At 43.8% G+C, this 13,958-nt stretch carries 18 protein-coding genes; all 18 read right to left on the reverse strand.

Going from position 1 to position 13,958, the window contains the following annotated elements; all coding sequences use genetic code 11:
• Positions 1-230 precede the first annotated feature (230 nt).
• Complete coding sequence (locus tag CES82_RS00965) at positions 231-692, reverse strand: DUF8821 family protein (RefSeq protein WP_098823444.1); 462 nt, start codon at positions 690-692, stop codon at positions 231-233.
• Positions 693-911: 219 nt separating this feature from the next.
• Positions 912-1,703 (reverse strand): tyrosine-protein phosphatase, encoded by a 792-nt coding sequence (locus tag CES82_RS00970; protein WP_098823445.1) that lies wholly within the window; start codon positions 1,701-1,703, stop codon positions 912-914.
• A gap of 18 nt (positions 1,704-1,721) precedes the next feature.
• A complete protein-coding gene (locus CES82_RS00975) occupies positions 1,722-2,774 on the reverse strand; it encodes an oxidoreductase (RefSeq protein ID WP_098823446.1) in 1,053 nt (350 codons plus the stop codon).
• A 15-nt stretch (positions 2,775-2,789) separates the two neighbouring features.
• A complete protein-coding gene (locus tag CES82_RS00980; protein ID WP_098823447.1) occupies positions 2,790-3,134 on the reverse strand; it encodes a BMC domain-containing protein in 345 nt (114 codons plus the stop codon).
• 27 nt (positions 3,135-3,161) lie between these two features.
• The gene (locus CES82_RS00985) at positions 3,162-4,349 is read right to left on the reverse strand and encodes an acetate/propionate family kinase (RefSeq protein WP_098823448.1); all 1,188 of its coding nucleotides are present in this window, start codon (positions 4,347-4,349) and stop codon (positions 3,162-3,164) included.
• Positions 4,350-4,371: 22 nt separating this feature from the next.
• Entirely contained in the window at positions 4,372-5,493 is a 1,122-nt protein-coding gene (locus CES82_RS00990) for a 1-propanol dehydrogenase PduQ (RefSeq protein ID WP_098823449.1), read from the reverse strand.
• A 3-nt stretch (positions 5,494-5,496) separates the two neighbouring features.
• A complete protein-coding gene (locus CES82_RS00995) occupies positions 5,497-6,942 on the reverse strand; it encodes an aldehyde dehydrogenase family protein (RefSeq protein WP_098823450.1) in 1,446 nt (481 codons plus the stop codon).
• A 2-nt stretch (positions 6,943-6,944) separates the two neighbouring features.
• Complete coding sequence (locus tag CES82_RS01000) at positions 6,945-7,439, reverse strand: GlcG/HbpS family heme-binding protein (protein ID WP_098823451.1); 495 nt, start codon at positions 7,437-7,439, stop codon at positions 6,945-6,947.
• A gap of 2 nt (positions 7,440-7,441) precedes the next feature.
• A complete protein-coding gene (locus tag CES82_RS01005; RefSeq protein WP_098823452.1) occupies positions 7,442-8,020 on the reverse strand; it encodes a cob(I)yrinic acid a,c-diamide adenosyltransferase in 579 nt (192 codons plus the stop codon).
• An 18-nt stretch (positions 8,021-8,038) separates the two neighbouring features.
• Positions 8,039-8,308, reverse strand: coding sequence for a EutN/CcmL family microcompartment protein (locus CES82_RS01010; protein ID WP_098823453.1), 270 nt, complete (start codon positions 8,306-8,308; stop codon positions 8,039-8,041).
• Complete coding sequence (gene pduM, locus CES82_RS01015; RefSeq protein ID WP_098823454.1) at positions 8,290-8,793, reverse strand: PduM family microcompartment protein; 504 nt, start codon at positions 8,791-8,793, stop codon at positions 8,290-8,292. Before pduM ends, CES82_RS01010 begins: the two co-directional genes overlap by 19 nt.
• Positions 8,794-8,821: 28 nt before the next feature.
• Positions 8,822-9,469: a phosphate propanoyltransferase gene (gene pduL, locus CES82_RS01020; RefSeq protein WP_098823455.1), complete on the reverse strand. Its 648-nt coding sequence runs from the start codon at positions 9,467-9,469 to the stop codon at positions 8,822-8,824.
• Positions 9,470-9,501: 32 nt separating this feature from the next.
• On the reverse strand, positions 9,502-9,786 hold the full coding sequence (locus CES82_RS01025; RefSeq protein WP_098823456.1) for a BMC domain-containing protein: 285 nt from the start codon (positions 9,784-9,786) through the stop codon (positions 9,502-9,504).
• Positions 9,787-9,797: 11 nt separating this feature from the next.
• Positions 9,798-10,493, reverse strand: a complete 696-nt coding sequence (locus CES82_RS12670; RefSeq protein ID WP_225364804.1) for a BMC domain-containing protein — start codon at positions 10,491-10,493, stop codon at positions 9,798-9,800.
• A 17-nt stretch (positions 10,494-10,510) separates the two neighbouring features.
• Positions 10,511-10,861: a glycerol dehydratase reactivase beta/small subunit family protein gene (locus tag CES82_RS01035; RefSeq protein ID WP_098823457.1), complete on the reverse strand. Its 351-nt coding sequence runs from the start codon at positions 10,859-10,861 to the stop codon at positions 10,511-10,513.
• A 1-nt stretch (position 10,862) separates the two neighbouring features.
• On the reverse strand, positions 10,863-12,695 hold the full coding sequence (locus CES82_RS01040) for a diol dehydratase reactivase subunit alpha (protein ID WP_098823458.1): 1,833 nt from the start codon (positions 12,693-12,695) through the stop codon (positions 10,863-10,865).
• Between the two features lie 15 nt (positions 12,696-12,710).
• On the reverse strand, positions 12,711-13,232 hold the full coding sequence (locus CES82_RS01045; RefSeq protein WP_098823459.1) for a diol dehydratase small subunit: 522 nt from the start codon (positions 13,230-13,232) through the stop codon (positions 12,711-12,713).
• A 19-nt stretch (positions 13,233-13,251) separates the two neighbouring features.
• A complete protein-coding gene (locus CES82_RS01050) occupies positions 13,252-13,956 on the reverse strand; it encodes a propanediol/glycerol family dehydratase medium subunit (protein WP_098823460.1) in 705 nt (234 codons plus the stop codon).
• Positions 13,957-13,958: the final 2 nt, after the last annotated feature.

Consider the following 13,958-nt stretch of genomic DNA (forward strand, 5'->3'; position numbering starts at 1 on the left):
CTAAATAAAGCTGGTAGCATAAGTTTATATTGATAAAAGTTTCATTTGGCTTCTTGACTGAAACACCATTAATAATTTGCTTTTGTTCAACACTTTCATCTAGTCTAAACCTGCGCCACAACTAAGATTCCGGCCATTTAGCACAAAAAAGCGTATTCCGAAAAAGTTCGGAATACGCTTTTTGTGGTTAAATTCTGGAATCTACCGAGTTATGTCACACTCTTATTTTTTTAGTGTTCCTGTTTAATCTTAAAATAACTCCCCCGGATAGTACCGGCTAGCTTAGATTTTTGACGCGCGAATTTAAATTTATCAGCTAATTCTGCTGGGACTTCCATACCGTCAGATAGTTTAAACCCAACTGCTCGCTTACCCTCTGGATCTAACGCATACATCACGTTGATTGCTAAGCCGCTTTCATAGAAAACATAGGTCCACTTAGTCCCTTCAACTTCAAACTGAGAAACTTCCAGTGGTTTAGATTGGATTTTTAAATCTCTTTCTGATAACACGTCATCCACATAAGCCACTAACTCCGGACGTTCACTAGCAGGCTCCGTAACGTATTCATGCTTATATTTATTCCAAAAATAGCGTGCTTCATTAGCTCGTAACCCTGCTAATGCTGGTGCAACTGGCGATGATTCTAACCCCACCTGCTCAACGTTTTTAAAATCAACTTTATAGCTCATTATTTTACCCCATTTATCTCATTTTATAACCGGCTAATCGTACAAATAAAATCACTTCAAAGTATAGTGGTTCCACCTGAAAATTACTACGCTTTTATTTAACAAATGTTTCACATGAAACATTTTGCCATTAACAAACACCAAAAAAGTCACCCTTCAGGTATTTCACTGAAAGGTGGCTTCAATCGTACCAATTGTTCATTTAAAATTACCATTCCCCTACTCTAGGTAGATGGCTCGTAAGTGTTGAATGTCAGTATCGCTGAGTTGGACGATATCGCGTAAATACGCATTCATACCGCCAAACTCGTAGTTAATCAGAGTCATGGCCTGATCATAATAATCCTCCTGCACCGTGGATAAGTCATGAATCGAACTTATAAAGTTCTGGTTCAAATGAGCTTGCTTTGCATCGTTGATTCGCTGATGTAACCGATCGACAAGAAATTTATTTGTCAGCAAGTAATCTTGCTTCACGTCTTCTGGGGCAACGCCCAGCGCAAACAGAATCAGCCAACTCGTTAATCCTGTTCGATCTTTTCCTGCTGAGCAGTGAAAGAGAACAGTCTCCTCATTACCATGAGCAAGTAAATAAGCAAATACCTGACGCATCGCGGATTGCGAGTGTTTATTAATCACAAGTTTACGGTAAACGTACAGCATCCGCAGATAACCACTACGGGTACTGCTTGAGTAAAATTTGTTTAACTCATTCACCGTTTCAGTACTCTCTGTATCATCGTTATCCAAACACGGGAAGTGAACAAATTTGATCCCAGAAGGAATTAAATCAGGATACTTTTCAAGTTCTGCACTAGACCGTAAATCGATATCAACTGTAACACCATAGTCTAACAGTTGTTGTTGACCAATGGGTGTTAATTCGGACAAATGACCGGCTCTTATTAATTTATGATACTTGACAGTTCTGCCATCACAAGTGACGTGACCGCCGAGATCTCGACAGTTCAGTGCACCTGATATTGGAATTGCCTCATTGTATCGTGTCATTAATATCACCCTTCACCGTTACAGATTCAATGTTGTATATGGAATCACAGTTCCAGTGACAGTGGATTCCGGCTGGATACCTGGATTACGCATCTGACCGGGCCAGTTGGGTTGCTTTAAGAACTTTGTCCCGACGGCAAACATGTCACCGGAAGCCCGTTCAAACGCAAACTGTGTCCCAAGATGACCCGATACAATAACAGGTAAATCACCAACCGCCTGCTTAACAATGTCAGCGATTCGTAAATCTGACAAAGCATCACAGGTAATCGAGGTCTGATCGTACTGGCGCAATGAAAGACTAAGATAGTCGATTCCAAGCTTACCAAGTACTTGCATTAAAACAAGGTCATCACCTAATTTTAATGCACCAGGTTCAAATTCTTCCGGAGAGATACGATAGCCAACAATGAACCCTGGCTTGTGCGCACGTGCCGTATCGAGAACACGCTTTGTTGTTTGGGCACAGAACCGAATCCGGTTTTCAAGTGAGCCGCCATATTCGTCGGTTCGAAGATTTGACAGCGGTGACATGAATTGCTGGAACAAAAAGGTATTTGCCCCGTGCAGTTCAACACCGTCAAACCCAGCTTGAATCGCGCGAACAGTAGCTGCTTCAAACTGATGAATCACCGTTTCAATATCTGTCTTTGTCATCGCTTTTGGTAGATCAACTTCACCGTGTGCAGCCCTAACTTCACTGGGTGCAAGTACCGGAGCGCCTTTTAAGACGTATTCATTGGTCATTCGACCAGCATGAACCAGCTGCAGAATTGCTTTACTGCCACCTTGGTGAATCACTGTCGCGAGCTTTTTCAGACCATCAATTTTACTGTCATCGGCAACGCTAATCGCCCCATACGCAGTGTTTGCTGAGTCTGAAATGTAAGCCGATCCGATAACATCTAGACCAACGTACTTTGCTCGCGCCTTATGAAACTTAAGGTCGTTAAGGCTAACAGATCCATCAAATAACGATGATTGCATGTTCAAGGGCGCCAAAACAAGGCGATTACGAAGCGTCACACGCTTGTTAAGTTCATATGGACTGAATATTTGATCAATTTTCATATAACCACTCCATACTTAAGTTCTTGTAATGTCAGGAATATCAAAGCCAAGTAACGTGTGCAATTTCTCAATCACCTGTGTTAACGCTGATTCAACCTCAGAAACTTCCCCAACCATCACAACAGAGCCACTAAAACGATCAATGAATCCTAATTGAACGTTGCTTGACTTGGTGGCAATATCGCCGGCAATAATGGAAGCTTCACTTGGCGTAATCGTTAAAATTCCTAACGCATTTTTGTGAATTTGAATACCAAGTTTCTCGTAAATGTCTTCGGTAGGATTTGCAACGATGTGAGCCAGCGTAACTTGTTTACCTGGGACGTATTCTTGAATCGTACGCTCAATATTCCTAGTCATTACTGAACCCCCTTCGTCACGACTGTTTTAACCAACAATCTTTTGCGTATCGCGAGCAATGATCAATTCCTCATCAGTTGGGATGACCATCACTTTAACACGGCTATCATCGGCTTCAATCTCTACTTCATTTGCTTGGTTCTTAGCATCGTCAATCTTAACGCCAAGGTAGCCAAGCCGTTCGCAAACACGTTGTCTGATTGGTGCAGAATGCTCACCAACACCAGCGGTAAAGACTAACGTTGTCAGACCTTCAAGATCAGTGGTGTAACTGCCAATGTATTCTTGAATCTGATGGACGTAAACTTCAAGCGCCAACTTAGCGCGGTCATTACCCTGACTCTCAGCATCAAGGACGTCACGAACGTCGTTAGAAACGTCAGACAAGCCCTTTAAGCCAGAATCATGATTCAACATGCTGCGGACATCTTCAGAATTCAGATGGTGTTTTTCTTCCAAGAATGGTAACACCTCAGGATCAACATCTCCTGAACGGGTCCCCATTACGAGACCAGCCAACGGCGTAAAGCCCATGGAGGTGTTAACTGATTTACCATCCTTAATGGCACAGATACTTGCCCCATTACCCAAATGACAAGAAATCAATTTACTTGTCGCTTGTTCACCCAATAAACGAGTTGCCTCGCCGTAAATATATTGGTGTGATTGACCATGGAACCCATAGCGCCGTACGCCATCTTCTGTGTAATATTTATAAGGAAGCGCGTACATAAATGCCTTACGTGGCATCGTGCTATGGAAGGAAGTATCAAAGACTGCAACCTCTTTGGCATCAGGTAATAATTTTTCAAAGGCCTGAATACCTAACAGGTTAACAGGGTTGTGCAATGGTGACAGAACAGACAATTCGTCGATTTTTTCGGCAACATCGTCATCGATCTCAACGGACTTGGTATAATAACGTCCACCGTGTGAAACCCGGTGACCAACACCGATAATTTCAGACTTGTCTTTAATGAGTCCACTTCCTAGAAGTGCGTCAATCACCAGTTGAACAGCGGCAGTGTGGTCTTTGACCGGTTGTACCGTTTCATGCTTATCATCGTGACCGCCAATCTTATAGGTAAAGACAGCGTCCTCATGACTGATACGATCAACCAATCCGCTTACTAGGACAACTTCTTCGGGCATATCATAGAGCTTAAACTTCAAAGAAGAACTCCCAGCATTGATGGCAAGGATTTTCTGTGACATAGGTGTGCTTCCTCTCTAAATCTTATTTAATAACTTGTTTATATAACGCAGCTAGGTCTTCGTCTGAAGGCACAACTGGGTTACCAGGGAAAGTCCCATCCTTCTTAGCACCATCGACAACGACATCGCACATTTTTTCTGCTTCAGCTGGATCAACACCAAATGACTTCAGCGTCTGTGGGCAATCCATTTCAACCATCATGTGTTGAATCTGGGCAGCTAAACGCTTAACTGCGATTCGATCACTCATACTGTTTGAAACTAAGCCAGACTTCTTAAAGGCTTCAGCGTACTTGTGCAAAGCAAATTCTGACTTGCTTGCGTTGTATAAAACAACGTGTGGCAACATCATAGCACATGCTAAGCCATGCGGCACGTGGAAGTTAGCCCCTAATTGGTGGGCAATGGAGTGCGCGATCCCGAGGCCGGCATTGGCAAAGGCCATACCAGCAGCACAGGAAGCTTCATGGACAACCTTACGTGCTTCTTCGTTATCACCATGACGATAGCATTCAACTAGGTTATGCAAGATAACACTAGCGGCTTTTTCAGCTAAGGCATCGGTGATCGTGTTTGAATCCTGAGCAACTAGTGATTCCAGTGAGTGGGTCAAGACATCAAGCCCTGAGAACGCACTGACACTCTTAGGTGCCGTCATCACAAGTTGTGGGTCCAACAAAGCAACGTCAGGGATAATACTGTCTTCCATGATTGGTGCTTTCTTATGATGTTCCGTATCGGTTAACACACTATGTTGTGTAACTTCGGAACCAGTCCCACTGGTCGTTGGTACAGCAACGAATAAATCGATGGTGTACTTATTGAGTTTTTCGCCAAAGAACCGAACCGCTTTCCCAGTATCAATAGCAGAACCGCCACCAATACCGATAACCACGTTAGGTTGTACTTTATTGAAGACCTCAACGCCAGCCATGATGTTTTCCAGAGGTGGATCTGGCTTCACATCAGAGAAGATGGTGACTTCATTTTTACCTTCGACATTCTTCTTGATTCGATCAAGTGTTGGTGTCCCAGGTAAGAAGGCGTCACACACCATTAAAATCTTTTTATTTGAAATGTTTTGCAGCCAAGTTAGACTGTCATTACCAGAGAAGACCTTGGTTGGAATTTTGAACTCTTCCATAAATTAAACCTCCCAAGAACGAAGTGAGAACCCTTGTGGACAGTTGAAACGACGACGACGGGTAAAGGTCTTAGTAGTGGTAGTTCCTTCACCAGTTGGGGTAGCAATTGTCAACGCAGCGGCACCACTGTAGTAGCCGTTATCACCGACACCAGTTGCAGCAAATGTTGGCCCATTTGCAACGAAGATCGAGGTGTTCATCCGGTGAGCAGCCTTGTTGATGTGTTCAATGTTGTTTGAGTGAATTGAAGCAGTATGGTGATTGCCACCTTCAACTTCAACGGCTGTGGCTAAGACAGAGTCAAAGTCTGGGCAGCCGACGATTGGCAAGATAGGCATTAACATTTCTGTCTTAACTAATGGGTTGTCTTTGTCAACATCCATCATGATCAACTTAGGATCGCCAGTGTATGAAATACCAGCAGCATCCAAAATGAATGTCGCATCTTTACCAACGTACTTCCGATCAGGAGCACCGTTGTCTTGGATGGTCATATCAGCCAAGTGCTTGATGTCTTTAGGATCAGTCAGTAGGCAAGCACCCTTAGCAACGATCTTTTGCAGAAGTTCATCTTTGATTGAGCTTTCAGCAATGATTTCCTTTTCAGAAGTACACAGGATTTCATTGTCAAACTTAGCTGAGGTGAACAGGTTGTGTGCTGCCAAATCGATATCAGCAGTAGCATCAACCATTGCAGGTGGGTTACCAGCACCGGCACCAACGGCCTTCTTGCCGCTCGTTAATGCTTGGTGTACAACGGCTGGACCACCAGTAACAGCCAGCATTGCAATATCTGGATGTTTCATCATTTCTTGAACGGATTCAATTGATGGCGTGTCCAGAGAAACCAGCACGTTCTTCAATCCGGTAGCTTTGTAGACAAATTCGTTCAATTTTTCAACAGCCCATCGTGTGATATTCTTAGCACCTGGGTGGGCACCAAAGAACACAGTGTTCCCGGCAGATATCATCATGATGGAGTTATTCAGAACCGTTTCGCAAGGGTTTGTACTTGGTCCAACGGCACCGATAACACCGAATGGCGTGTATTCATACATGACCATCCCACCGTCACCAGTTTCAACTTCTGGTTCCAGTACTTCAACACCTGGTGTGTTGTAGAGTGCGTTCTTTAACTTAGCAATCTTGGCTTCAACAGTCCCCATGCCAGTTTCTTCACGGGTCTGCTTTGCCATATATTCAATGTATGGACCGAAACCATCTTTGATTGCTTGAACGATCTTTTTACGGAAGGCAAGTGGCTTATCTTGTAAGATTTCCTGAGCTTGCTTAGCAGCTGCAATGGCGTCGTTCACGTTGGTGAAGATCCCGTTGCCTAACCCATCTGGTTGACTGGTCGTTGTACCAGTATCACTGGATGAAGCGTTACCGCTCAATTCTTCTTGTAAAATTCGTCTGATTTCTGCTTCAATATTTTGATCTGCCATACTCAGTTACTCTCCTTTAGAAATTCGCTTACGACAGCTTCACAGATAGCTTGATCTTCTTCAATCAAACCACCGCTTACACCAACGGCACCGAAGATCTCACCGTCGCAAGTCAATGGAATACCCCCTGGGAATGATACTAATTTACCATCCAGCATTGTTTCCATTTGGTATAAAGGTCCACCTGGTTGAATATCTTTACTGATATCCTTAGTAGGTTCCTTCATTGCAATAGCGGACCAAGCCTTTTTAGGTGCTAAAAATGTACCAACTAAATTTCCGTTGGGCATATGGTATGACATTTGAACCACTTGCTTGCAATCCATAATCGCAAATGTCACACCAACTTTAAGTTCGTTAGCTTTGGCGATCCCGGCATCGATAGCACGTTCCATCTTGTGCTTATCAAAAACGTTGCTCTTATCCTCTTTAGGGGCCTGAGCGCCATTATCAGCTAAGACTTCACTGATGATTTGACTAATTTGTTCTTTGTTCATAATTAGGATTCCTCCATTGCCTTTTTATACCGATCAACAACCATGTTGATGATCTTCTGATTCTCTGCCACATGGTCTTCAGAACGAGCCATGATGTAGAAGAAATCAGAAAGACGATTAACATACCGTTCTAGTTCAGGACGAACTTCATTTTCTGCCATGAACGAAACGAACTGTCTCTCGGCGCGACGGCAAACCGTCCGACAAACATGTAATTGTGCACCTGCACAACTGGAACCAGGTAAGATAAAGGACGTTACCTTTGGCAATTCAGCTGTGTATTTGTCAATTATTGATTCCAGATAATGAACATCTTCATCGGTGATGATCGTACTTTGCTGCCGGAACTTTTCTGGCTCTTCAGTGGCAATCTCGCCTTGGAGGAAGAACATCCGGTATTCGATCCGTTGCAGGATCTTCCGGTTTTCTGGGTCAAGACAAAACTTGTCAGCTAAACTCACATTGGCGTTTAGTTCATCGAAGGTACCATAGGTTTCAACTCGCAGGGAGTTCTTGGGAACACGTTTACCGTCGAACAAACTTGTGTTGCCTTTATCGCCACCCTTAGTATAAATGGCCATTAGCTTATCCCTTCTTTATCACTTATCAAATCGGTCTATAATGCCGACGATCGAGCAATCGTTGACATCCTTGGAAATTTCTTCTGGAGTCGCGCGTCTTGCACCGGCACCTCGAACGAGTAAAACATACTCGCCAATTCCGGCACCAACGCTGTCTGCAGCCACTTCTTCATGACGGACTGGTTTACCATCAGAGTTTACCGGCTGCACAATCATTAACTTTCTGCCGACCAGTGATCGATCTTTTTGCGTTGAGACAACGCTTCCAACTACTTTTGCCATATACAATCTTCATCAGTCCTAATCTGTATAGTAATCTGCTTTAACCGGCTGACTTCCTTGGCTTCGGTTGTTAAAGACTGTGCGTCGGTAACGACTAAGACCGCCTTATCAGGAAGTCCTGCAACATCACCCCGGCTGACAGTTTGTTTATTGAACGTAACCACGGGACGTTCTTTGTCAACAACAAATTTCACCGGCCAATCCAACAGCATCTTCTTAGGAATAAAGTTGACCATGTATTGACTAATGTTAAACGTGAAGTTTACTTGAAAACTAATCCCTTGCAAAATCCAGTGGATCCAAGAATTGGTCGTATTCACCCGATAAAGTTCAATTAACAGGTCGATTGTGACATCATTAATCGATACATTTGCAAAGTCGGTAAAAACTTTATCATCAGGTGGTAAAGTCCGATCAAGATAATCGACTTCGAAAGATTGGTGTTCGCGTTGCCTGATTTTCGTCAGTACTTGCTCAATTAGATGATCCATGTTGGCCACCAACCCTTATAAATTCATGTTATTTCTTATCCGGAACGATGATCCGGCCGTAAGTGGTGCTGCCCATGCCAACATTAGCGGCATTGGCTTCATCAGTGTCGATATGCATTTCAAGAACAAAGTCTTTACGAGGACGGGCAATCACGTCGTTAAACGTTGTCCGACGATCTTTAGACATGATCTCAACACAAACCGTATCACCGAGTTTAACACCCAAACGCTTTGCATCATCATCACTCATATGAATGTGACGCTTTGCAACAATCACACCCTGAACGTCAACTTGACCATCTGGGGTCACAAGTTTAACAGAAGGTGTGCCGTCCAAATGACCTGAAAGGCGAATCGGTGCATCAACACCAATAGCGATGGCTTCTGAACGGGCAATCTCAACTTGAGAATGCGAACGGCATGGGCCAAGGACCCGAACGTGTTCAATCTTACCAGCAGGGCCGACAATCGTTGCCACGTTAGCGGTAGCGTATTCACCAGGTTGTTTCAATGGCTTAAACGCTTCCATCTTGCCGTGTGGAAATAACGTCTTAAAATCTTCTTCAGTCAAGTGAATATGGTGGTTTGAAACGCTAACCTGAACGCGGTTAGGATCACATTCCTCCGCAATCACTTGTTTAATAACTTGTCTAAGTTTCTCATCAGTTAATTCCATAAATTAACAGCCACCCTTTTTTCAATTATTGATTATTTAGTTTCCTTTGGTTGAGGCAGGATGTTTTCAACTTCAGCGTGTGGACGAGGGATAACGAATGAAGTTAAGACTTCACCAATGTTTTCAGCGGCTTGAACACCGGCATCAACTGAAGCCTTAACGGCACCAACATCGCCACGAACCATAACAGTAACTAACCCGCTACCAATCTTTTCTTGACCAACCATGACAACATTGGCTGCTTTAACCATTGCATCGGCAGCTTCGATAGATGCAACGAGACCTTTAGTTTCAATCATTCCTAATGCGTTGTTCATTTCAATTCCTCCTATTTTTTGGTGCCTTTTAATTCTTCGTAGTGAATGCACTTCTTGTGAGGTTCACCCATCTTGCGTGGGCAAGCGGGATCTTCGCACAAATTGCACGTAAACTTCTTTGTTTCTTTTTTGTCGGAAGTCTTAGCCGAAGCTGACTTTCCTGACGTTGGTGCTTCCTTTTGCTTGGCATCTGGTGTTTTTGTCTTTGACAAAGCTAAAGGAGCAGCATTTGCTCCTCTAGCCTGATCGATTGTATTGGTCGATTCTTCCACCGGTGATGCCGCCAATGAATCATCTTTTGGCTTAGGGGTGTCCTTCGGGGCAGGACCATTATCTGGTCCCTTTGAATCATCTGGACCTTTAGGATCGTTTGGACCCTTTGGATCATCTGGTCCTTTAGGATCATCCGGTCCTTTGTCATCTAAATGATTGCCCTTAATTGCATCGTTCTTACCTAAGGTTTCAATACCAGGTGCGGGGTTGGCAATAACGTCTGAACAGTAAACATGATCGCCAAGTTCACCGATTCCGGCATCGATGGCTGCTTGTACAGCAGCAACATCGCCTGTAACAGAGACTGTAATCCAGCCACCGCCCTTAGTATTTTCAACGTATTTAAGATCAACATCGGCTGTTTTAAGCATTCTATCTGCCGCGACAATTGCGCCAGGAAGACCTTCTACTTCAAGGTATCCAATTGATTGCATAAAATAGTCACCTGTCTTTACTTCTTGAATGGAACTCCTTTGACCAGTCGAGCGGCGTTTGCGCCAACTTTACGAATCGATGCAGCATCTGTGATGGCAACATCGAACAGTGGATTTTCAGGCTTTAAGTTTTTGTAATGCACAATGATGTGCGCATCGTCGAACCCTACCCCCACTGATAATCGTGAAGCGACTGAAGCATTATAGGCGCGTTCAACTGCTGAATCGCCTTCCATATCGAGAATCTGAAAAGGAATCTGTTCCTCTTCAATACCATTAAGCATTGGTTCAAGAACTGCTGGAAGTTGGCCATTAGTACCCGTTGGTGTCGCCAAAATAATTGACGGACGTTCAGAATCAAAAGCCATACTATCCCCTCTTCTCGCTCGCATATGAAAGAATCAAACCAGTTGCCACGGCGTTTCGTGGGCCTTCAATCCCCCGAATATTACCACGACCTGCAACTAAATTATAATGTGATAATTCATCGGTGACCAATTGTGGAATTTCAAAGTCGAGGGCAGAACCACCGACGATGACCACGAATGGGATATCTCGGATATTACCTGTTGGACTAACGTGATGTAAGGCACGAATTGCATTCGTTACGAATACCCGTTTCTTAGCAGTTTGACGTACAAGCTTAACTTTCTCAATACTCAAATTACCTGGAAGGGGTTCATAACCATCTGGTTTAACAGCCACAACTCTGGCAAATAAATCAGCAGGTAATGGATCTTCAAAGAATTGAACGGCACCATCTTCATGCCGTAACTGGAAGAGATTATCAACCTTAGCTAACGGATACTTCTTAATATCTTCAGCCAAGTATGGATCTTCCAATCCAAGTTCAGAATTGATGATCATGGTAACCATATCACCGGCACCAGCCAAGTGAATGGCAACTTTTTCATCTTTCTGGTTGATAATTGAAGCATCGGTTGAACCAGCACCCAAGTCAAGGATGGCAATTGGTTTTGTTGTCCCAGGCGTCGTTAAGGCACCAAGGATAGCTGATTCAGCTTCAGCACCACCAATTTCAACTTGAACGTGAAATTCGTCTTTCATGAGGTCTGCAATCGCTTGCATTTGTAAGTGATCGGATTTAACCATGGCAGCAATTCCAACGGCTTGCTCCATTGAGAATTCACCAGCTAAGCCACCACGAACTGTCACTGGGACAGACGTGTTAACAGCCAATAAATCTTGGATCGCAATGTCTTTGTTTTGCTTATCGGTTAACTCAGCCATTGTTTGACGAACTTTTTCAAGCATGCCACCGATGTTAGTACCAGATTCCCCGGTAATATCATCGATGCTGTCGAATTCGTTCAGTTTTTTCATGATGGCATCGGCACCAGCCGCAACGTTGACCTCACCACGGCCATTTGGCTGACCTTTGATTAAGATCTTTCCGGCCGGGATCACGCGGGCTTTAACATCACCTGCAGGCGTTTTAATAACAACGGCTGAACGGTTTCCAATTAAGGCCCGGGCAACTGGAACAATGTTCTTGGTTTCTTCAGAAGAAAGCTTGAACAGTGTCGCAATGCCGTATGGGTTAGAAAGCTGAGCAATAACTTTGCCAGGCGGTGCAACTTCAACCGCAGCAAGCATGTTCAGCGGTACCTTGTCGATCTGCGAAACTTCATCCACGATTGGAATCTCGTGATCCAACCGGTTATTGATCAGCACACCATCATCACTTTGCAGAATGGCAGCGGTGATCTTATAACCAGAAGCAACATAAGCGTTGATTAGCTTTGCAGCATCTGCAAAATCAATCTCCTTTGAGATGATAACGACATAGGGACGTTCCTTATCCGTTTGGTTCAACAGGTCGAGCAAATTTACCGTGTAACCAGAACCGGTACCGACACCCCCAGGCGTACCTGGGTTGTGGCCGATCATCGTTGATTCAGTAATGACCGTTTCGGTAATGGTTTCCATCGCAACATCGCCAATAACGGGTGTTGCTTCATTGATCCGAATAAGATCAATATCGGAAATTTGCATATTCGACTTTTTCAAAACGATTTGGATAGATTTACGTACCCCAATCAAGTTTTGCTTGGTACCTTTAATGCCAGTTGTTTCAGAAATTCCAGAATTAATGAAATTTACTTCACCACTGTCAGACACATCAGCAAGTGCAACTTCTGTAGAGGAATTTCCGATATCAACACCAATTACACGTGTCATACTAAAAACCCCTAACTAGTTATCGCCCTTCAACTTCTTGTTAACTTCGTAGTTCTCGGCAGCTTCTTCAAACCAGCCGGCACAGATAGGTGCGTTGTACTTGTCACGAAGTTCCTTGGCGGTATCTAACAATTCTTGTTTCGTTGAACGGAATGGCCGTAATGAGTTGTATAAATCCAAAACGACATCATCAGGAACTGAAGTTAATTCAGAAGCCCGCTGGAAGTTCCGTTGAATTTGTGGACGCCCTGCGTTAGCAGCAATTTCACCTTGTAACTTTAAAGTTGCAGGTGTAATCCGCATATCCTTGGCATCTACCTTGCCGTTAACAACGTTTTCCAAGGTAATTTCATTAACATCTTTACCCGTTGGCGTCTTAATTTTATCTGGATGCTTTTGGTACAGTGGGTAATCATCTGGACCTAATTCCTTTTCGGAACCGGTTGAAGTACCAGCATTAGTTGAAGTACCAGAAGCGTTTCCACTTTTTTGTAGCTGAGCAGCAATTCTAGCTACTAAGTCATCTACTTCGCTCATATTAATAAATCCTCCTCAATTAAAAGGTTACCTTAATTTCTTCGGCAGGCTTCCCGACAACAACCTGTTTAGTTTCTTTAATGTGCATCAAAGCAGAAAGTGCTTGATATTGCACACGGGCCATTTGGTCGTTAATTGTTGGCACTGGATTTGGTGACATACCCTTTGCATATTGGGCAGCGTTCTTACCGATTTGACGATAAGCGTCCAATGTCAAAACTGGAGCTTGTGGGAACAATTCAAGGTTTGACAACGGTGCTTGATCCTTTTGGTGAATGATCGTTGTCCCCTTAGATTGAATGGCAACTGAAATACCAGATCCTGACAACTTGTCAACATCGGCAGATACGAAGGAAACGTCTGAAGTCCGATAAACCTTAACAACACGGGCCTTAAGACCTTCTTCTTCAATACCAGCGATAACTTGACGTAAGATGTCTTTATGCTGGATCTTCGTCATGGTTTGCGTTAACACTTCAGCAAATGCTGGGGCAACACCAATCACAACTTCATCCTTAGACAAACCTGGCTTAGCAAGACCAACGTGTTGGAACCAGTCCAACTTCTTTTCCGGTTCGGCACCTTTTTGGGCACCAGCAACTGGGGTTGTGGCTGTAGCTGTATCTTGACCACCAAAGGAAATTGGCGTATCAGAGTCTTGAACTTCCTTTAAAACGCCTTTGATAATATTTCTTAACAATGTTTCATCGATTTCTGAACTCACTG

The sequence above is a fragment of the Secundilactobacillus silagincola genome, assembly GCF_002583405.1.
Classification (GTDB): domain Bacteria; phylum Bacillota; class Bacilli; order Lactobacillales; family Lactobacillaceae; genus Secundilactobacillus; species Secundilactobacillus silagincola.